The 19,153-nt window shown below is 73.0% G+C and carries 15 protein-coding genes and 8 pseudogenes; 14 read left to right on the top strand and 9 right to left on the bottom strand.

Features of this window, described 5'->3' with window-relative positions:
• The first annotated feature begins 17 nt into the window (after positions 1-17).
• Positions 18-1,817 (top strand): multicopper oxidase family protein, encoded by a 1,800-nt coding sequence (locus tag MTP03_RS15920; RefSeq protein ID WP_371820781.1) that lies wholly within the window; start codon positions 18-20, stop codon positions 1,815-1,817.
• Here the strand turns inward: MTP03_RS15920 and MTP03_RS23930 are convergent.
• Together MTP03_RS23930 and MTP03_RS23925 are read right to left on the bottom strand one after the other, a co-directional pair.
• Positions 1,732-1,908: pseudogene (locus MTP03_RS23930) on the bottom strand (TetR-like C-terminal domain-containing protein); the annotation flags it as partial. The gene MTP03_RS15920 and the pseudogene MTP03_RS23930 sit on opposite strands and share 86 nt — an antisense overlap.
• A 194-nt stretch (positions 1,909-2,102) precedes the next feature.
• Positions 2,103-2,225 (bottom strand): annotated as a pseudogene (locus tag MTP03_RS23925) (TetR family transcriptional regulator); the annotation flags it as partial.
• A 120-nt stretch (positions 2,226-2,345) separates the two neighbouring features.
• On the opposite strand from MTP03_RS23925, the gene MTP03_RS15905 reads away from it, so the two are divergent.
• Entirely contained in the window at positions 2,346-2,852 is a 507-nt protein-coding gene (locus tag MTP03_RS15905; RefSeq protein ID WP_248489067.1) for an HXXEE domain-containing protein, read from the top strand.
• Between the two features lie 185 nt (positions 2,853-3,037).
• Here MTP03_RS15905 and MTP03_RS15900 read toward each other — a convergent pair whose 3' ends face one another.
• Positions 3,038-4,351 carry an oxygenase MpaB family protein gene (locus tag MTP03_RS15900; RefSeq protein ID WP_248489066.1) on the bottom strand — a complete coding sequence of 438 codons (1,314 nt, stop codon included), beginning with the start codon at positions 4,349-4,351 and terminating at the stop codon, positions 3,038-3,040.
• Positions 4,352-4,408: 57 nt separating this feature from the next.
• The gene (locus tag MTP03_RS15895; protein WP_248489065.1) at positions 4,409-5,698 is read right to left on the bottom strand and encodes a DUF1576 domain-containing protein; all 1,290 of its coding nucleotides are present in this window, start codon (positions 5,696-5,698) and stop codon (positions 4,409-4,411) included.
• A 99-nt stretch (positions 5,699-5,797) separates the two neighbouring features.
• Between MTP03_RS15895 and MTP03_RS15890 the strand changes: the two genes are divergently transcribed.
• The 8 genes and pseudogenes from MTP03_RS15890 (at position 5,798) to MTP03_RS15860 (ending at position 12,363) form a co-directional block, all read left to right on the top strand.
• Positions 5,798-6,616, top strand: coding sequence for an NUDIX hydrolase (locus tag MTP03_RS15890; protein WP_248489064.1), 819 nt, complete (start codon positions 5,798-5,800; stop codon positions 6,614-6,616).
• A 102-nt stretch (positions 6,617-6,718) separates the two neighbouring features.
• A pseudogene (locus tag MTP03_RS23920) lies at positions 6,719-7,090 on the top strand (GNAT family N-acetyltransferase); the annotation flags it as partial.
• Between the two features lie 292 nt (positions 7,091-7,382).
• Positions 7,383-7,517 carry a hypothetical protein gene (locus MTP03_RS23915; protein WP_371820780.1) on the top strand — a complete coding sequence of 45 codons (135 nt, stop codon included), beginning with the start codon at positions 7,383-7,385 and terminating at the stop codon, positions 7,515-7,517.
• 3 nt (positions 7,518-7,520) lie between these two features.
• Entirely contained in the window at positions 7,521-8,393 is an 873-nt protein-coding gene (locus MTP03_RS15880; RefSeq protein WP_248489063.1) for a 1-acyl-sn-glycerol-3-phosphate acyltransferase, read from the top strand.
• A gap of 52 nt (positions 8,394-8,445) precedes the next feature.
• Positions 8,446-9,645: pseudogene (locus tag MTP03_RS15875) on the top strand (cysteine desulfurase family protein); the annotation flags it as partial.
• 4 nt (positions 9,646-9,649) lie between these two features.
• A pseudogene (mnmA, locus tag MTP03_RS15870) lies at positions 9,650-10,745 on the top strand (tRNA 2-thiouridine(34) synthase MnmA).
• Positions 10,746-10,826: 81 nt separating this feature from the next.
• On the top strand, positions 10,827-11,738 hold the full coding sequence (locus MTP03_RS15865) for a hypothetical protein (protein WP_248489062.1): 912 nt from the start codon (positions 10,827-10,829) through the stop codon (positions 11,736-11,738).
• A gap of 103 nt (positions 11,739-11,841) precedes the next feature.
• Positions 11,842-12,363, top strand: a complete 522-nt coding sequence (locus tag MTP03_RS15860; protein WP_248489061.1) for a hypothetical protein — start codon at positions 11,842-11,844, stop codon at positions 12,361-12,363.
• Between the two features lie 7 nt (positions 12,364-12,370).
• Here MTP03_RS15860 and MTP03_RS15855 read toward each other — a convergent pair whose 3' ends face one another.
• Positions 12,371-12,772, bottom strand: coding sequence for an MmcQ/YjbR family DNA-binding protein (locus MTP03_RS15855; protein WP_248489060.1), 402 nt, complete (start codon positions 12,770-12,772; stop codon positions 12,371-12,373).
• An 80-nt stretch (positions 12,773-12,852) separates the two neighbouring features.
• On the opposite strand from MTP03_RS15855, the pseudogene MTP03_RS15850 reads away from it, so the two are divergent.
• Positions 12,853-13,696, top strand: a pseudogene (locus MTP03_RS15850) (TIGR03619 family F420-dependent LLM class oxidoreductase).
• On the opposite strand, the gene MTP03_RS23910 reads toward MTP03_RS15850, so the two are convergent.
• The 3 genes and pseudogenes from MTP03_RS23910 to MTP03_RS23900 all read right to left on the bottom strand — a co-directional run bounded on the left by MTP03_RS23910 (position 13,668) and on the right by MTP03_RS23900 (position 14,930).
• Positions 13,668-14,030, bottom strand: coding sequence for an NAD(P)/FAD-dependent oxidoreductase (locus tag MTP03_RS23910; protein ID WP_371820982.1), 363 nt, complete (start codon positions 14,028-14,030; stop codon positions 13,668-13,670). The pseudogene MTP03_RS15850 and the gene MTP03_RS23910 sit on opposite strands and share 29 nt — an antisense overlap.
• Before the next feature lie 163 nt (positions 14,031-14,193).
• Positions 14,194-14,601: pseudogene (locus MTP03_RS23905) on the bottom strand (FAD-dependent oxidoreductase); the annotation flags it as partial.
• Positions 14,532-14,930, bottom strand: coding sequence for an FAD-dependent oxidoreductase (locus tag MTP03_RS23900; protein WP_371820779.1), 399 nt, complete (start codon positions 14,928-14,930; stop codon positions 14,532-14,534). The pseudogene MTP03_RS23905 and the gene MTP03_RS23900, both read right to left, overlap by 70 nt.
• Positions 14,931-15,008: 78 nt before the next feature.
• Here MTP03_RS23900 and MTP03_RS15840 point away from each other — a divergent pair, with 78 nt between their 5' ends.
• From MTP03_RS15840 to MTP03_RS15830, 3 genes and pseudogenes are all read left to right on the top strand, one after another.
• Positions 15,009-15,392, top strand: a complete 384-nt coding sequence (locus MTP03_RS15840; RefSeq protein ID WP_248489059.1) for a glyoxalase superfamily protein — start codon at positions 15,009-15,011, stop codon at positions 15,390-15,392.
• 55 nt (positions 15,393-15,447) lie between these two features.
• Positions 15,448-17,545 (top strand): annotated as a pseudogene (gene ligA / locus MTP03_RS15835) (NAD-dependent DNA ligase LigA).
• Positions 17,546-17,555: 10 nt separating this feature from the next.
• The gene (locus MTP03_RS15830) at positions 17,556-18,332 is read left to right on the top strand and encodes an IclR family transcriptional regulator (protein WP_248489058.1); all 777 of its coding nucleotides are present in this window, start codon (positions 17,556-17,558) and stop codon (positions 18,330-18,332) included.
• Positions 18,333-18,338: 6 nt separating this feature from the next.
• Here MTP03_RS15830 and hutC read toward each other — a convergent pair whose 3' ends face one another.
• Complete coding sequence (hutC, locus tag MTP03_RS15825) at positions 18,339-19,088, bottom strand: histidine utilization repressor (RefSeq protein WP_068521621.1); 750 nt, start codon at positions 19,086-19,088, stop codon at positions 18,339-18,341.
• Positions 19,089-19,153: the final 65 nt, after the last annotated feature.

The raw sequence follows: 19,153 nt of genomic DNA, 5'->3' as shown, positions 1-19,153 counted from the left end.
CCGACGAGGTTGAAGGCATGATCAACGACGTCACCGAGCGGCCGCGCGCCGTCGGCCCATCGCGCCGCACCTTCCTCAACGCCCTCGTCGCCGCACCGCTCGTGGGGGCCGCGCTCGCCGGGTGCCGCCCCGGACCGGCGGCGTCGGCGCCCGTCCTCCCCGGCGGCCGGCGCGCGCTGCCGATCCCACCGCTCGCGAGATCGGTGGTCGGCGCGGACGGGGTGCGGCGTTTCGACCTCACCGCGCAGGCAGGGTCCTCGGAGATCGTCGCCGGGCGCAGGAGCGCCACATGGGGATTCAACGGGAACATCCTCGGTCCGACCCTGCGCGCCCGGGACGGCGAGAAGGTCGCGATCACGGTCCGCAACCGTCTCGCGGAGGCGACGAGCGTGCACTGGCACGGTATGCACGTCCCGGCCCGCGCCGATGGCGGTCCGCACCAGATGATCGAGCCGAACGGCACCTGGACGGCGGAATGGACGGTGCGACAACGGGCCTCGACGCTCTGGTATCACCCGCACCCCCACGGCGTCACCGAGAAGCACGTCTACCGCGGGCTCTCCGGATTCTTCCTGCTCGACGACGATGCGCAGGACGCGCTCGGCCTGCCGTCCGAGTACGGCGTCGACGACATCCCCGTCGTGGTGCAGGACCGCAAGTTCACGCCCGACGGTGCGCTCGACGAGACCGGTGCCGGCGAGGCCGGGCTGATCGGCCCGACGGTGATCACGAACGGCGTTGCCGGAGCGAGCCTCCTCGTGCGCCGCAGCCGGATTCGGCTGCGCCTGCTCAACGGTGCGTCGGCGCGGTGCTTCGAGTTCGGGTTCGCCGACGGGCGGCGGTTCGAGATGATCGCCTCCGACGGCGGCCTGCTCGCGGCGCCGGTGCTGCTGAACCGGCTGATGCTCAGCCCCGGCGAGCGTGCCGAGATCGTCGTACCGATCACCGCCGGCGAGTGCGTCATGCTCCGCTCGTACCCGACGACGGTGCGCGGCAGGATGTCCGGCGACATCGCCCGCGAGTACGGGCAGGACGACACCCTGGACGTACTCGAGCTCGTCGGTGCCGGCGCGCTCGAGGCCGGCGCCGGGGCCGTGCCGCGCGCGCTCGCCGCGATCGCGCCGCTGGCCCCGGGGGCCACGAGCGCGTCGCCGTCCACGCGCACCTTCGAGCTGCAGTGGTACATGATCAACGGCGAGCGGATGGACATGAGTCGCATCGATCTCGCGCCCACGGTCGACACGACCGAGGTGTGGACGGTGCGCAACAAGGACAACTGGCCGCACAACTTCCACATCCACGACGTGCAGTTCCAGGTGGTCTCCGTCAACGGAGCGCCGCCGCCCGCGCCGTTGCGCGGGTGGAAGGACACGGTCTACCTCGCGCCGGGCGACCGCTGCGTGCTCGCGATGCGGTTCACGGACTACACGGATCTCACGATGCCGTACATGTACCACTGCCACCTGCTCCTGCACGAGGACCGCGGCATGATGGGCCAGTTCGTCGTCGCGGGCCAGGGCAGGCCGCGCCGGCGCGCCTGGAGATGGCCGACATGCCGGGGATGGACACGCCGGGGACCGGGACGCCCGGATCCGCGTCCCCGTCCGCCGGTCCGCGCTCGACGCCGCACGGCGGCCACTGATCGCAGGGTCAGGACAGCGCGGTCAGCGCGAGGTCGAACAGCTCGCCCAGCTCCGCCGGGGTTGGGACGTCCCCGAACAGCAGCCAGCGGTACACGGCGGGCCCGAACAGCAGATCGCGCACCTGCTCGTCGGCGATGTCGGGGCGGATCGCCCCGGCGTCGCGCGCCCGGCTGATCACCCCCGCGAGCGTCTCGCCGCGCGGTGCGAGGTAGTGCTCGTGGAGCTGTCGGCGCAGCTCGGGCCGCTGCGCGCCCGCCGCGTGCACCGCGAGTACCGCGCGCGCGGCGGGGAGCCGGTGATGCCGTCGAGGAAGGCGGTGGCCAGGGCGCGCAGGTCGCCGACGGGGTCGCCGGTCGACGGTGTCGTCAGGTCCGGGACAGTCGCGATGAGGGCGCCGACGACGAGGGCGTCCTTGTCCGGCCAGCGGCGGTAGATCGTGGGGCGGCCCACCCCGGCGCGCTGGGCGACGCCGCCGATGGTGAGGCCCTGGTACCCGGCCTCGTCGAGTTCGGCGAGGGTCGCGTCGACGATCGCACGCTCGGCCGCCGCGCTGCGCGGTCTTCCGGGGCTGGACGTGGGCATGGGACGAGTATAGTTTCGTTACATGACGGAACGTAAAGCTGGTGTCGGTTCAGCCGTCTCGCTCGGGCTTCTCGGGGCGTGGGCGGTGCACGACGCGGAGGAGTGGTTCACGATGGGGCCGTGGTCGCGGCGGCGCGGCGTGCCGCGCCCGGTGGAATCCCGGACCGGGTGGCGCACACCGCCATCGCGGTGATGGGCGGCATGGTCGCGTGGGGCGCCGTCGACGGTGCCCGCACGGGCGGCAGGTCGCGGTTCTACCAGACCCTGGTGCTCGCGTACGGCCTGCACGGCTTCTCGCACCTCGGAAGCTCCGTGGTGTTCCGCGGCTACTCACCGGGGGTGCTCACCGTGCCGATCACGGTGTTCCCGTACTGGTGGTGGGCCTCGCGCGAGCTCGAGCGCGCGGGCGTGCGCCGTCCGGCCCGCGAGCTGCTTCCGCAGGCCGGCGGACTGTTCGCGGGCGCGCTCGTCGCGTGTTTCGGTGCGGCCTTCGCACTCGACGGTGCGCTCCGGGCCCGAGCCCGCGCCCGGGAACGCGCTCGCCGCAGTCGGCATGCGCACGGCCGGCAAATGTGTCCCGGCTCCTGTAGGGAGCCGCTCTCCCGGCCCGAGATGATGTCCCCTTAGCTGCAGCTGTGGGGACGCCGAATTGCGCCTGGGACACCGGCTCCCTCTGGGGAGCCGGGAAGCGGCGCGGGTTGAGCCCGACTGCGCCGGCCCCACGATGGAGGGGCAGCCACGGAATCGAATAATCCGAACGTTGTTCACAGGTAGTGATCGCAAATCCGGCGATCCGGTGGTTCCGGGCGTTGTCAGGTGCGCTCGTACGTCGCGCCGTCGGAGACGAATTCGGGGTGTCCGTAACTCGCCAGGCGTCGGCGGACCAGGTGGGTCAGGTACTTGTCGAGGCCGTCGCGCACCAGTGGGATGCGGACGCCGATCTCGGCGCCGATGGTCCGGCCCGCGATGAACGGGGCGGTGAGTGCCACGAGCGTCACGTCCTGGGCGGTGAAGTCGACGCCCATTCGGGCCGCCTTGGACGGCTTCCCGCCGCAGAAGGCGATCGCGAAGGAGGTCTTGCTCCAAGCTTTCTCGACGCGGCTCGCGGCGAGGTCGAACAGGGTCCGCTCGGGTCGCAGGTAGGCGTCCATCGATGAGCGGACGAGTTCGCCGCAGGTCGCGTCGTCGAAGTCGTCGCGCAGCAGCGCGGACCGGGCGTTGAACACGTCGACGATGTCGCGCGGCGTGGTCGGCAACAGTTCCTCGGGCAACCCGAGCAGGAAGCAGCGGTACCGGTTGAACTCGACGATCGCGCGGTCGGCACCGTCGAACCCGCGGCCGGTGCGCAGCGCCCTGACCGCCAGGAGGTAGCTACCGACGGTGCCCGCCGGCATCTGGTCGACCTGGGGGATCGGGATGCCGTACACCTCGCGGTCCCAGGCGCCCGGCCGCGTGAGCGCGTGGTACCGGACCATCGAGTGCATGAGCCGCACCATCGCCGCGGCCTCGAACCCCTCCCCGTAGCGGTCGAGCGCGCCGGGCAGCGTGGTGACGGCGAAGAAGTTCGCGGTCTCGTTGATCCGGCGGGCGGCGCGTTTGCCGGACAGGGCGCCGGTGAGGGCCATCGGCAGCGCGGCGTAGGTGTTGAGGAACGTCGCGAGGAACACCCCGCGCGTGATGAACGGTGAGGTCAGCGCGGATCCGACGCGGGCGAGACGGGCGCCCTCCTCGACCAGCTCCACGTCCAGCCAGTCCGGCGCGTCCTCCATCGCGGCGAGGAGCGCACGCAACTCGTGCGGCGCGTCGGGGACCGCGTCGACGCCATCGCGGCACGCCTGCTTCAGCATCGCCACCAGCGTTCGCGTGCCGTACTGCGGCTCCAGGCAGGCGTAGGGGTCGGCCACCACGTCGCCGAGCAGCGTGGTCGTGGCGATGAGTTCCACGAGTCGCTCGTCGCGCAGCGTCGCGGCGCGGTCCCCGATCGCGGGGTGCAGCGTCGACCGGTCCCGCGGGTCGGCGGTGTGCCGGTACGGGGGATCGTCGAAATCGACGGTGCCGTACAGGCCGGGCTGCAGCACGGCCTGCGATCGCACGCGCTCGGCCAGCGCGGGGAAATGGAGCGTCATCGTGCCCTCCTGCTCTCCACCTTGTCAGATCCGTGCGCCGCCGTCACCGTCCGCGCATCAGGACAACGGAGTCACCAGCGGGTCGCGCTGCCGGTCGGTCTCGCGCTTGTCCACGAACATCAGCGCGATGGCGGAGAGGACCGCGGCCACGAGCCCGGCGGCGAACCCGTTGCCGTACAGGTTCAGGCCGGCGGTCAGGCCGCCCGCGACCTGGGCGACGGACAGGTGCAGGAACCCGGCGAGCAGGCCCCAGTGCCACCCGAAGCGGCCCGCCAGCGGCGCAAGCGCGGTGCCGAACAGCAGCGGCCAGATGACGCCGGGATCGGTCAGCCCGAAGGATTTGACCAGCGCGGCGAGCACCACGCCGAGCATCACCGGGACAGCGTTCAGCACGTGCTTGCCGCACGCGCCGAACCCGATCATGCTGAGGACGCCGCCCACCGCGGGGCCGGTCACGTCGGCGCCGATCGCGAGCAGGAACCCGGTCCCCACCACACCCAGCGCGGCCATGTTGAGCAGCGTCGCCCCGGCACCGTCGGAGGCGACGAAGTCGGCCGGCGCCTGGCCGGTGCGCCGGTTCAGTGCGTGCAGCCCGCGCCACGGGCGGGGGTCGAACACGAAGGCCGCCACGACGATCGACGCCACGACCAGCCCGGTCAGGATCAACAGCGCGGCGTCGTGGCCGACCGTCCACTGCATGGGCGGCGGCGCCGCCAGCCCGTAGGACTGGCACACCGCGATCACCACCGCGCCCAGCACGCCCGCCACGAATCCCATGTTGTAGAGGGTGAAGCCGTTGTGTGCGCGGAACAGCTGCCGGGCGACCGTGGGGATGACGAAACCGATCAGCACGCCGACGGCGAATCCGAGCGGCAGGGACAGCGGGCGGGCGAGGGCGCTGTTGAACGCGATCTCCGATCCCACCGGAGCGAGCGCCGTAGCGAAGATCGCCGTGGTCAGGTAATCCCGTAGCGGCTCGCGCCGGTAGATCGCGTACAGCGCGACCCCGATCAGGATCGGCCACACGTTGAGCAGCGACTTCCCGAACAGCGCGAAGCCCAGCAGCATGTACAGGCAGCCGACCGCGGCGCCGTCGACCTTCGCGCCGGTGACGGCGTACGCGAGGCAGGCCAGCAGCGTGAGCACGCCGGCGTTCACGAACGCCGCGCCCACCCCGCCCACCCCGGTGAAGTCGCTGATCAGCATGTCCTGCGCGGTGAGGATGCGGCGGAGTCCGCGCGCCACCTCGGCCGGGGCGTCCATGACGAGGCCGAAGGCGACGAATCCGAGGGCGGTGAGGGCGATCAGGGCGAGCAGCGCCCGATCCCGCTGTGCAGGTGCGATCACCCCGGAAACGGTACTGCGCGTGCAACGGACCGGACGTCGGGATCCGGTGGACCGTCCGGGCACGGCCTGCAGGACGACGCCGTCGGATACGGTGGCGGGATGTCTTCGAACATCGAATCTCCCGCGACCGACGTCCCGCTCAAGGCCGCGGCCACCGTCGTCCTGATCCGCGACGGCGTCGACGGGATCGAGGTGTTCCTCCAGCGCAGGGTCCAGCAGATGGCGTTCGCGGGCGGGATGACGGTGTTCCCCGGCGGCGGCGTCGACGCACGCGACGGCGATGCCGACATCGCCTGGCAGGGCCCCGGCGCCGCGTGGTGGGCGGACCGGTTCGGGGCCTCCGAGCGGCAGGCGCGCGAGCTGGTCTGCGCGGCCGTCCGGGAGACCTACGAGGAGTGCGGGGTCCTCCTCGCGACCGGTCCCGACGGTGCCGCCCCCGACGTCGCAGCGCCTGCCGCCGCCCGCGCCCGGCTCGAGCGGCGCGAGGTGAACCTGGCCGAGTTCCTCCGTGCGGAGGGGCTCGTCCTGCGCGCCGATCTGCTGCGGCCGTTGGCCCACTGGATCACCCCGGTGGGCGAGACGCGCCGCTACGACACTCGGTTCTTCCTGGCCGCGCTCCCGTACGGGCAGGAGGCCGACGACCGCACCAGCGAGGTCGAGGAAGCCGGCTGGTGCACCGCGGCGCAGGCGCTGGCGGACTGGTCCGCCGGGCGGTGCTTCCTGCTGCCGCCCACGTGGTCGCAGCTGCGCGCGGTGGCGGAGGCGGGCACCGTCGCCGAACTCCTAGCGGCCGAGCGGACCATCTCGCCCGTGCAGCCCGAACTCCCGCCGGGCGGTTCCATCGGCGCGCTGCGCTTCGGCGACGCGGCGGAGTACGCGGCCTCGATGCCCGCGAACCTCGTGCCGCCGAAGCTCTAGTACCGTCCCGTAGCCCGCTATTCACCTGAGTTGGAGAAGGGTTCACCGACCCGCTCGGGCGGGGTTCACCGACAGGTCGCCTGACGGGCCCACTGTGAGGCCATGAGTACACCGGGAACCCTGGTCACCGGCCGCACGCCGGCTTCGGAGACGCTGATCGACGGTGCCGACTACGCAGTCGTCCTCACGACCCGCGCCGAGGACGTCGACACGGTGCAGCGGCTGCGCTACGAGGTGTTCGGTTCCGAACCCGGCTTCGAGGCGTCCATGGCCCAGGTCACCGACGGCCGCGACGCCGATCACTTCGATGAGTTCTGCGACCATCTCGTGATCCGGCACAAGCCCACCGGCGAGATCGTCGGCTGCTACCGGATCCTCCCGCCGCCCGGTGCCATCGCGGCCGGCGGCCTGTACCTCGCGACGGAGTTCGAACTGGGCGCCCTCGACGGCATCCGGCCCGAGACCCTGGAGATGGGCCGCGCGTGCGTCCGCGCCGACCACCGCACGGGCGGCGTCCTGTGCCTGATGTGGGCCGGCCTCCTCGCCTACAGCGATCTGCGCGGGATCCGGTACGCGATGGGCGCCGTCAGCGTGCCCCTGCAGTACGACGGCTACGGGCGCGGCGCCACCGTCCGGGCCGTCCGCGAGCTCGTGGACGCCAAGCACCGCGCGCAGTGGACGGTGACCCCGTATCGGGACGTCGAGCCGATCACGGCGCCGGCGGCCCGCGCCCACCTTCCCGCCGCTGGTCACCGGCTACCTGCGGATGAACGCCGAGATCATGGGCGCGCCCAGCTACGATCCCGTGTTCGACGTTGCGGACTTCCCGATGATCATCGACCGCACCAGGTTCAACGTCCGCTACCTCGAACGCCTGCAGCAGGCGGCGGGGAGCCTCTAGGCCATGATCCCGCTCGCGACGCTCCCGCGGCACGGCTGGCAGCAGCAGTCCCACTGCGACGGCGGGTGTTCCGCCGGCGAGCCGCGGGAGGCGGCGCGGTGGCTGCGGATCGTGCGCTGGGCGGCGCTGATCACGGTGCTGCTGTGCGGACTGATCGCCCTGATCGCGGCGTACCCCTTCGGCGGCCGCGCCCGGCGCGTGGTCATCCGCGGCGGGGCCCGGGCGATGCTGTTCGCGCTGGGCGTGCGCGTGGAACCGGTGGGCAACGTGCCGCTGCGGGCGCTGGTCGTCGCGAACCACCAGTCGCTGCTGGACATCGTCGCCATCGCATCGATCGCGCCCGCCGCCTTCGTCGCCAAGGCCGACATCTTCGACGCGCGGGGCGTCGCCGTCGTCATGCGCGCTTTCGGCGCGATCCCGCTGCGCCGCGAGCGCCTGAGCGAGCTGCCGGGCACCGTCGAGCACGTACGCGGGCTGCTGCTCCGCGGCAGCACCGTGGCGGTGTTCCCCGAGGGCACGACCTTCTGCGGATTCCACCGCGGCGACTTCCGGCCGGCGTTCTTCCAGGCCGCCATCGACGCCGACGTCGACGTGGTGCCGGTGTCGCTGCGCTACTCGATGCGGCTGCCCGGCCCGGCGCGGGGCGCGCGGCAGAGCGCGGTCGCGGCGTACGTGGGCACCGACACCGAGATCGACACGCTGTCCCGGGTGGTCGCGGCGCGCGGCGTCGCCGTCCGCGTCCACGCCACCGAGGCGATCGCCGCCGGACAGTGGGCCGCTTCCGGACGCCGCGCCCTCGCCGCCCGGGCCGAGGCGGCCGTGTTCGCCGACGCCGGCCAGCCGGAGGTCGCCGCAGTCCTGCCCGCCGCGGCCTGACGCCGGGCGGCGGGACCGGCCCGGGCAGCGCCCGGCGTATCCTGGGTGCGCGATGACTCCCGACCGCGAGAACCCCGTCTACCTCGACCACGCCGCGGACACCCCGATGGTGCCCGAGGCGCTGGCCGCGATGGCTCAGGCCTCCGCCCGCCCCGGCAACGCCGCGTCGCTGCACGGTTCCGGCCGCCGGGCCCGGCGTCGGCTCGAGGAGGCGCGCGAGTCGCTCGCGCGGGACCTCGGCGCCCGCCCGTCCGAGGTGGTGTTCACCGGCGGCGGCACCGAGTCGGTCAACCTTGCGGTCAAGGGGATCTTCTGGGCCCGCCGCGCGGCGGATCCGCAGGCGGTCACGGTGATCACCTCGTCCGTCGAGCACCACGCGGTGCTCGACGCGGTCCAGTGGCTGGGCGAGCACGAGGGCGCCCGCGTCGTGTTCCTCCCCGTCGACGAGGCGGGCCGCGTGGCCCCGGCGGACCTGCGGGCCGCGCTCGACGAGGCGGCGGGCACCGTCGCGCTGGTGACGGTGATGTGGGCCAACAACGAGGTGGGCACTCTGCAGCCGATCGCGGAGTTGGTCGCCGAATGCGCGCGCGCCGGCGTGCCGATGCACTCGGACGCCATCCAGGCCGCGGGGCACCTGCCGGTCGACTTCGACGGCAGCGGCCTGGCGGCGCTGTCCGTGGCCGCTCACAAGTTCGGTGGTCCGCAGGGCGTCGGTGCGCTGCTGATCGGCCGCACGGTCGGCTGCACCCCGCTCGCCCACGGCGGCGGGCACGAGCGCGACCTGCGTTCCGGAACGCCCAACGTCGCCGGCGCCGCGGGCATGGCCGCGGCGCTCGAGGTGGCCGTGGGGCGCATGGACGCCGAGGCCGACCGCCTGACCGCGCTCCGGGACCGACTCCTCGCGGGCGTGTCCGCGATCGACGGTGCGCGGGGCAACGGCGGTGCCGCGCACGGCGTCCCGGCGCTACCGGGGATCGTGCACGTCTCGTTCTCCGGCTGCGAGGGCGATTCGCTGCTCATGCTGCTCGATGCGCGCGGCATCGAGGCGGCGACGGGCTCGGCGTGCAACGCCGGCGTCGCGCGCCCGAGCCACGTGCTGCAGGCGATGGGCACGCCCGCTGCCGCGGCGCGCGGGTCCCTGCGCTTCTCCTTCGGCCCGCAGACCACCGACGCCGATGTGGACGCGGTGCTCGGGGCACTCGGACAGGTCGTGGAGCGCGCTCGGGCGGCCGGGCTCGCATCCTCGGGGTCCGCTGATGCGCGTGTTGGCCGCGATGAGCGGCGGGGTCGATTCCGCGGTCGCCGCGGCGCGCGCGGTGGAGGCCGGGCACGACGTGGTCGGCGTGCACCTCGCGCTGTCCGAGGCGCCGGGCACGCTCCGCACCGGATCGCGCGGTTGCTGCTCCAAGGAAGACGCGGGCGATGCGCGCCGCGCCGCAGATGTGCTCGGGATCCCCTTCTACGTCTGGGATTTCGCCGAGCGCTTCCGGGAGGACGTGATCGACGATTTCGTGGCCGCCTACGCCGCCGGCGAGACCCCGAACCCGTGCCTGCGCTGCAACGAGAAGATCAAGTTCTCGGCGCTCGCCGAGCGGGCCTACGCGCTGGGCTTCGACGCCGTCGCCACCGGGCACTACGCGCGCCTCGAGAACGGCGAGCTGCGCCGCGCCGTCGACGCCGACAAGGACCAGTCCTACGTGCTGGCGGTGCTCACCGCCGAGCAGCTGAGCCGGGCGCTGTTCCCGGTCGGCGACACGCCCAAGCCCGCCATCCGCGAGGAGGCGGCCCGGCGCGGCCTCGCGGTCGCCGATAAGCCGGACAGCCACGACATCTGCTTCATCCCGTCGGGCGATACGCAGGCCTTCCTCGGCGCGCGGATCGGCGTGCGCCCCGGCGCCGTCGTCGACGCCGCGACCGGCGAGCGGCTCGGCGAGCACGCCGGCGTGCACGAGTTCACCATCGGGCAGCGCAAGGGCCTCGGCCTGCCCGGTCCGGGACCCGACGGTGCGCCGCGGTACGTCACCGCGATCGACGCCGAGTCCGGAGAGGTCCGCGTGGGGCGCGGCGAGCAGCTCGATGTCACGCGCATCGTGGCCGACGATGTCGTCTGGACGTCCGGCACGGCACCGTCGGGCCCCGTCGAGGCGATGGTCGAGGTCCGCGCCCACGGCGGCGGCCCCGGTCACCGTCCACGCCGACGGCGACCGGCTGGTCATCGACCTGCACGAGCCGTTGCGGGGCGTCGCGCCCGGGCAGGCGGCGGTCCTGTACGCGCCGGACGCCGAGCTCGGCGATCTCGTCCTGGGGTCGGGCACGATCCGCTCGACGGCCGCAGCGACTGCGGATGTCTGAGGTCCTCGCGCCGCTCGTCGGCGGGGTCACCGGGATCGGCTCCGTCCCGGGACGGACCCGCGCGAGGCGGCCGCCACCGTCGTGGGCGAGCTCGAGGTGCCCTTCCTGCCCGAGCTCCCGGGCCGGGGGATCGGAGCCGACATGATCGGCCGCGGCGCCGGCCTCCTCGTCGACATCGGGTTCGACGTGTCCACCACCGGCTACCGGATCGGCGTTCCCGGCGGGCGCGTCGCGCGGCTGGCCGCCGACCACCTCGAGCGTGATCTGGACGCATTCGAGGAGGCGTACGAGATCGCCCGCCGCCGCGGATCGGGCCTGGTCAAGACGCAGGTCGCCGGCCCGCTGACGCTCGCGGCCGGCCTGGAGCTGCCGAACGGGCACCGGGTGGCCCGCGATCGCGGAGCGATGCGCGACGTAGCCGCCTCGCTGGCGGAGGGCCTGGCGCGGCACGTCGCGGACCTGCGCCGACGCACGGGCGCGGAGGTGGTCCTGCAGCTCGACGAGCCGTCGCTGTGGTCGGTCGTGCACGGCACCGTCCCCGCTCTCACCAAGCTCGACCCGATCCGCGCCGTGCCCGCGCCGGAGGCGGCGGAGCTGCTCGCGTCCGTGGTCGAGGCGGTCGACGCCCCGGTCCTGCTGCACCTCTGCGGCCCCATCGACTGGGACGTGGTGCGGCGCGTCCCCGTCGACGGTGCGCTGCTGGACGTCGCGACGCTCGGCGTGCGCGACTACGAGGGGTTCGGGGAGTTCGCCGAGTCGAGCACGGTCGTCGGGCTCGGGCTGGTCCCGGCGATCCGCTTTCCCGATCCCGCCGCCCGGGCCGCGGCGGCCGTCCGGCTCTACGACGAGATCGGGCTCCCGCGGCGGGATCTGGCCCGCGCCACGGTGACGCCGGCGTGCGGCGCACCGTCGATCCCCGGCGACCGGGTCCGGCCACTCCTGGACGCCTGCAAGGACGTCGCGTCGCGCCTCGCGGAGGCCTCGGCCGAGTAGCGCGTTCCGCTCTCGGCGACATCCCTCGCTCGCCCCTCGACACCGACGTGCGAGCGGAGTAATCATGTAATCATGTAATCAAGGCCGATCGAGGAGGTCTCTCATGATGGCAGGACGAGGGCCGCGTGGCGCGGCGCCGGACGCGAAGGACGCGGGCGAATGGTTCGCGGGCAGGTTGCCGGAGGGCTGGTTCGACGGTCCGCCGTCGGTCACGGTCGACCGGGAGGAGATCGTCGTGGTCGGCGCGCTGCCGTCCGGCGACGAGGAGTCGGTCGCGCAGCGCGAGGGCCGCGCGGCCCGGTTCCGGGAGGAGACGCGCGAGCAGCGGATGCGGATCGCCGACGAGGCGCAGGATCGGTACCGGCGGCGCGTCTCCTGGGGCGTGAGGGCCGGCGACGAGACGATCCTCTACACGCACCAGGCGATTCCTGTGATGACGCGGCTGCGCCAGCCGGAGCGGCTGGTGCTCGACACGCTGGTCGACGCCGGCGTGGCGCGGTCGCGAGCCGACGCGCTGGCCTGGTGCGTGGGGCTCGTCGGCGAGCACGCCGACGAGTGGCTCGGAAAGCTCCGGCAGGCGATGGCGGACGTCGACGACCTGCGGGAGCAGGGCCCGCAGCTGTGACGGGGGCTCAGCCCCGATCGAGCACGGCGATCGCGCGCTTCGGCGCGATCCGCCGGTAGCTCGCGTCGATCAACTCGCGCACCTCGTCCCAGTCGAGCTCGCCGATCGTCAGGTCCAGGCCGAGCCAGCCCGCGGATGCCATGTACGCGGGTAGGAAGAAGCGCTCGTCCTGTTCGAGTGCGGCGCGCTCGGCGGGGTCGGCGATGAACAGCACGCTGGTGTTGCGCTGCTCGTGCGGCCGGGTGGCCGTCTTCTTCGTGCCGCCGCCGTAGACGGCGAACATCTTGCCGCAGCGGAACGTCGGGCGGCCGTGCGCGATCTTCTCGGTGGCCTCGGGGAACGCGAGCGCGATCTCCCGGACCCGGGCGAGCGCGGGGTCGTCGTCGGAGAACATGATCGGATGGCCCATGCCGTGGACTGTAGGGCCGATCGCCCGCGCGCGTCGATGGAACGTGTTCTACTCGAGGGGTGAGTGCGCAGTCAGTCAGGATCGGCATCGTCCAGTTCACCTCGGATCGCGGGGTGCCGCCGCACCGGCTCGCGCCGCTCATCGAGGACGCGGGATTCGCGTCCTACTTCGTCCCCGAGCACGGCCACATCCCCACCCGGCGCGATGCCGCGCATCCCGGTACGGGCACCGCCGAGCTGCCCGACGAGCGGTACCTGCGCACCCTGGATCCGTGGACCGCCTTGGCCGCCGCGGCCGCGGTGACGGAGCGGATCGAACTGGCCACCGCGGTCGCGCTGCCGGTGCAGGCGGACCCGATAACCCTGGCCAAGACGATCGCCACCGTCGACCACCTGTCCGGCGGCCGCGTCACCCTGGGCGCCGGATTCGGCTGGAACCTGGACGAACTCGCCGATCACGGCGTGCCGGCGGGACGCCGCCGCACGATGCTGCGCGAGTACCTGGAGGCGATGCGGGCCCTGTGGCACGACGAGGAGGCCGCCTACGACGGCGAGTTCGTCTCCTTCGAGGCCCAGCTGGGCCTGGCCGAAGCCGACCGGCGACGTGCCGGTCCTGATCGGCGCCGGCGGCACCGAGAAGAACTTCGCGTGGATCGCCCGCAACGCCGACGGCTGGATCACGACCCCGCAGGACCGCGGGATCACCGACGCCGCAGTGCGGCTCGCCGAGGTCTGGCGCGAGCACGGGAGGCCGGGGTCGCCCCGCATCGTGGCCCTCGACGGCCGGCCCGACGGTGCCCGCCTGGCCCGGTGGGGCGAGGCGGGCGTCACCGATGTGCTGTACCCGGTGGACGATTCGAGCGAGGCTGCCGCCGCGGCCTACCTCGAGAAGCTCGTCACCGCAGTGGATCCAGACCGGCGGTGAGCGCGGGCGGGTGCCCGGTGGTGATCTGCTCGGCGAGCAATTCGCCCGTGAGCGGGCCCAGCGTCAGGCCCCACATCCCGTGCCCGCCGCCGACGTACACGCCGGGGGTGGCGGTGCCGCCGATGAGCGGCAGCCCGTCGGCCGACAGGGGCCGCGAACCCACCCACTGCTCGTCGATGCCGGACCAGTCGACGCCGCGGAGCAGCGGCCGGACCGCGTCGTTGGTCACCCGGATCCGCTTGGGGTCGAGCGGCCTGTCGGGGTCCGCGAACTCCATGATCCCCGCCACCCGGACGCGCGGGCGGCCGTCGGCACCGTCGGGCCGGGGAGTGATGGCCGCGCGGGAGGCGGGGAAGTACGTGGCCCCCGCAGCGGCTCGTCCACCGGGACGGAGCAGCTGTACCCGCGCCCGGCGAACAACGGGATCCGCACGCCGTGCGGGTCGCCAGCTTCGGCAGCCAGGCGCCGGACGCGAGCACCGCGGCGTCGGTGAGCTCGTCGAATCCGGTTCCCGTCACCCGGACCCGCACGCCGTCGGCGCGGACGGAGGTCACCTCCACGCCGGTGCGCAATTCCCCGCCGGCGGCGATCACCGCCTCCGCGAGGGCCGCCACGTAGGCGCCCGGGTCGAGGTAGCGCTGGCCGCGCAGGCGCAGGGCGAGCGCGACGTTCGCGCTCAGGTGCGGTTCGTACTCCCGGGCCGACGCGGGATCGAGCAGGGTGAAATCGATCTGTTGGCCGGCGGCGGACACGCGGGCCAGCTCGTCGAGGATCCCGACCGCGTCGTGGACCGAGGCGAAGCCGATGGTCATGTCGTGCGCGTGGACCTGCGCCTTCACCCCCGCGGCGATCTGTCGCTCGAACGAATCGAAGATGTGCGCGTTGAGCTTCGAGTACAGCCGCATGGACGACGCCCACTTGCCCGGCGTGCAGTTGCGTGCGAACGCCGCCATGAACCGCGCCACCGCGGGATCGGCCGACGGCGGCAGCGCCACCGGGGACGACGGCGAGAGCAGCGCGCGCGGCCCTGCTTGAGCAGCGCCGGCTCGGGCAGCGGGATCGTGAACGCGGGGCTGAGCCACCCGGCGTTGCCCCACGACGCGCCCGCAGCGGGGCCGGTGCGGTCGATGACGGTCACCTCGACACCCTGCTGTTGCAGGCTGAAAGCGGTGGAGAGGCCGACGATTCCGGCCCCGACGACGATGGCCTTGTGGGCCGTGCGGGAAGTGGTCATGTACCGACTATGGGCCACCGCGGGCGCGGCTGTGCGCGATTCGCCCGAACCGTCCGACGCGGGGCTACCCTCGACCGTATGGCTGACGGCACAGATGATTTCGGTGGTCCGGCGGTCCCGGTGTTGCGGATGTTCGACCGTGCCGCGACCGTCGCGTTCTACACGGATTACCTGGGCTTCGCGCTGGAGTGGGAGCACCGCTTCGCGCCCGAGCTGCCGGCGTACGAGCAGGTGCGGCGCGGCGGCGTGGTGCTGCACCTGTCCGAGCACTACGGAGACGGCAGCCCCAACACCGTCGTGTGGATCCCGGTGCGCGACGCGGCGGCCCTGCAGGCGGAGCTGGCGGCGCACCGTCATCCCCGGTCCCGGCCCGGGATCGACCCGGACGCGCCCGGCGGCCCGACGGTGACCGTCATCGATCCGTCCGGCAACGAGCTGAGGTTCGCGCAGGTGGACCCGTGACCGGCACGCGCCGCGGCGGTCGTTCCTGTCGGTGCCCTCGACTAATCTGGCACGCATGTCGAAGGAGCTGACGGAGGACGACCGCCGTGCGTGGCAGGAGCTCGCGGAGGAGGTGCGCGGGCACCAGTTCCGCTATTACGTCCAGGACGCACCCGTGCTCTCCGACGGTGAGTTCGACGCGCTGCTGCGCCGCCTCCAGGAGATGGAGGCGGCGTTCCCCGAGCTGGCGGTGGCCGATTCGCCCACCAAGCTGGTCGGCGGCGGGTTCTCCACGGAGTTCACCGCGGTGGACCATCTCGAGCGGATGATGAGCCTCGACAACGTCTTCGACGAGGGGGAGCTGCGCGAGTGGATCGCGCGGGTGAACAAGGACGTCGGCTCGGAGGTCACTTTCCTCACCGAGCTCAAGATCGACGGCGTCGCGCTCAACCTGGTGTACGAGAACGGCGCGCTGGTGCGCGGCGCCACCCGCGGTGACGGGCGGACCGGCGAGGACGTCACGCTCAACGCGCGCACCCTGCGGGACGTGCCGCACGTGCTGGCACCGTCGGACGAGTTCCCGATCCCCGCGCTGCTCGAGGTGCGCGGGGAGGTGTTCTTCCGGCTCTCCGATTTCGAGGAGCTCAACGCGGGACTGGTCGCGGAGGGCAAGCCGCCGTTCGCGAACCCCGCAACTCCGCGGCCGGGTCGCTGCGGCAGAAGAACCCGCAGGTCACGTCCCGGCGCAAGCTCGGCATGATCTGCCACGGTCTCGGCCGGATCGAGGGGGAATGGGCACCGTCGTCCCTGCACGACGCGTACCGCGCCCTCGCGGCGTGGGGCCTGCCCGTCTCCGCGCACACCAAGCAGGTGGTCGGCGCCGACGCCGTGGTCGACCGCGTCTTCTACTGGGGCGAGCACCGGCACGACCCGGAGCATGAGATCGACGGCCTGGTGGTCAAGGTCGATCAGATCTCCCTGCAGCGGCGCCGGGCGCCACCTCGCGCGCGCCGCGCTGGGCGATCGCCTACAAGTACCCGCCGGAGGAGGTGACCACCAAGCTGCTCGACATCCGGGTCAACGTGGGCCGCACCGGCCGGGTCACCCCGTACGCCTACATGGCTCCGGTCACCGTCGCCGGGTCCACGGTGGAGTTCGCCACGCTGCACAACGCATCCGAGGTCGAGCGCAAGGGCGTGCTCATCGGCGACACCGTGACCATTCGCAAAGCCGGGGACGTGATCCCGGAGGTCCTCGGCCCCGTCGTCGATCTGCGCGACGGCTCCGAGCGCGCGTTCGTCATGCCGGTGACGTGCCCCGAGTGCGGCGCGACCCTTGCGCCGTCGAAGGAGGGCGACGCCGACATCCGGTGTCCCAACACGGAAGCCTGCCCCGCGCAGCTCCGCGAGCGGCTCTTCTATCTGGCCGGGCGCACCTGCTTCGACATCGAGGGGCTCGGCTACGAGGCCGCCTCGGCGCTCACCGCATCGGAGGTGCTGCACAACGAGGGCGACGTCTTCTCCCTCACCGCGGATTCGCTCGCCCAGGTCCCGCTGTTCACCAATGACGACGGTGCGCTGTCGGCGAACGCGCAGCGGCTGCTCACCAACCTCGAAGTGGCGAAGAACAAGCCGCTGTGGCGCGTGCTCGTGGGCCTGTCCATCCGGCACGTCGGGCCGTCGGCGGCGCGGGCGCTCGCGCAGGAGTTCGGCAGCCTCGACGCGATCGCCGAGGCCGATGTCGACCGCCTGGCCGAGGTCGACGGGGTGGGCCGCACGATCGCCGAGGCGGTGATCGACTGGTTCACCGTTCAGTGGCACCGTGAGATCGTCGAGAAATGGCGCGCCGCCGGCGTCCGCCTCGAGGACGAGCGGGACGCGTCGGTGCAGCGCACGCTCGAGGGGCTGTCCATCGTGGTCACCGGGTCGCTGCAGAACTACTCGCGGGACGAGGCCAAGGAGGCCATCCTGGTGCGCGGCGGCAAGGCCGCGGGCAGCGTCTCGAAGAAAACGGCCTTCGTCGTGATCGGCGACGCGCCCGGCTCCAAGGCCGACAAGGCGGAGCAGTTGGGCGTGCCGATCCTCGACGAGGACGGCTTCACCACGCTTCTCACGGAGGGGCCGGACGCGGTGCGGCCGCCGGCGGTCGAGGAGCCCGCGCCGGAGGCGGAATGAGCGCCGGGGGATGAGCGCCTCGCCCGCGGTGGGTCGTGCCCTCGACATTCTGCTGCTCCTGGCCGGGAAGCCGGGCCCGGTGTCGGCGGCCGTTCTGGCGCGGGAACTCGACCTGCCGCGGTCGTCGGTCTATCACATCCTCACGGTCCTGCAGGACCGCGGTTTCGTCGTGCACCTGCCCGAGCAGCAGGGCTACGGCCTCGGCGTCACGGCCTTCGAGATCGGCTCCGCGTACCTGCGGCACGCCCCGCTGGAGCGGCTCGCGCAGCCGATCCTGCACCGCCTCGCGATCCAGCTGGGGCAGGCCGTGCACCTCGGCGTGCTGCACGGCAACGAGACGCTGTACCTGCTCAAGGAGCGGCCGTCGTCGGGGCCGGCCGCAGAGGTCTCGCTCATCACCGACGTGGGGGTGCGGCTGCCGGCGCACCTCACCGCCAACGGCCGCGCCATCCTCGCCGCCCTGCCGGACGCGCAGGTGGCGGCCTTGTACACCCGCTCCTCGGCGCTGGTGAGCCGCACCGGCCGCGGCCCACGCGCGCTCGCGGAGCTGCGCCGCCTCCTCGCGGAGACCAGGGAGCGGGGCTGGGCAGACGAGGTGGAGGACGTGACGGTGGGGCTGCGGTCGGTGGGGGCGGCGGTGTTCGATCACGGCGGGCGTCCGGTGGCCGCGTTGTCGACCACGTGGCGACGTCACCTGGCCCTGCCCGAGCCCGGCACCGTCGGGCAGATCCTGCGCGACGGTGCTACCCGGCTCACGTCCCGGATCTCCGGTCGCGCACCGGAGTAGCCGCGACTACGCGTCGAAGACGCCCTCGAGCCGGTACCGCGTACCCGGGTGCAGGAGCCGGGCGACGGAGACGACTCGATCGCGGGACCACGTGCGGCGCCGGATCATCAGGCCCGCCTCGTGCTCGCCGAGCTGCAGGAGGCGGCGCTGCTCCGCGGTCGGTGTGACCGCCTCGACGACGTGCTCGCCGCGCATCAGCGGGGCGATCTCCATGAGGTAGTCGTGCGGCGTGCGCCGTGTGAAGTCCTGGCCGAGGTAGTCGGGCGCCTCCGCCGCGACGACGAGCCGGTCCTCGAGCTGGATCGCGCGGTCGTCCTCGTAGTGCACCAGCACCGAGTGGAAGACCGCGGCACCCTCCGGGACGTCCAGATCCGACGCCGCGCGAGCATCGGCGGATTCCGCTGTCAGAGTGCGTACTTCGGCGCGATGCCGGTGGCCGCGCGCGGCCACCTCGTCGGCGATGGAGTGCACCTCGAAGAGTGCGGAGCTGGCCTTGGGCTTCGCCACGAAGGAGCCGACGCCGGCGGTGCGCACCACCAGGCCCTCGGCGGTGAGCTCGCGCAGCGCGCGATTGACCGTCATCCGCGACAGGCCGAGCGAGGTGGCCAACTGCGTCTCCGCGGGGAGCTGCTGCCCCTCGGTCCAGCGGCCGCTGGCGATCTGCTCGACGACGAGTTCCTTGAGCCGGCGGTACGCGGGGCCGGGCAGTCGCTGCGCGCGGTAGAGCGACGCCACCTCCGTGTCCGCAATCGTCACCGTCGAACCTCCTCGGTGAGCACACTACCCGGCGGACCGCCGCGGAGATCGCGTCTCGGATCCGA

Source organism: Tsukamurella sp. PLM1 (genome assembly GCF_023168325.1).
Classification (GTDB): domain Bacteria; phylum Actinomycetota; class Actinomycetes; order Mycobacteriales; family Mycobacteriaceae; genus Tsukamurella.
The sequence above is the reverse complement of the archived record's forward strand: the minus strand, read 5'-3'. Positions and strand labels throughout refer to the sequence as shown.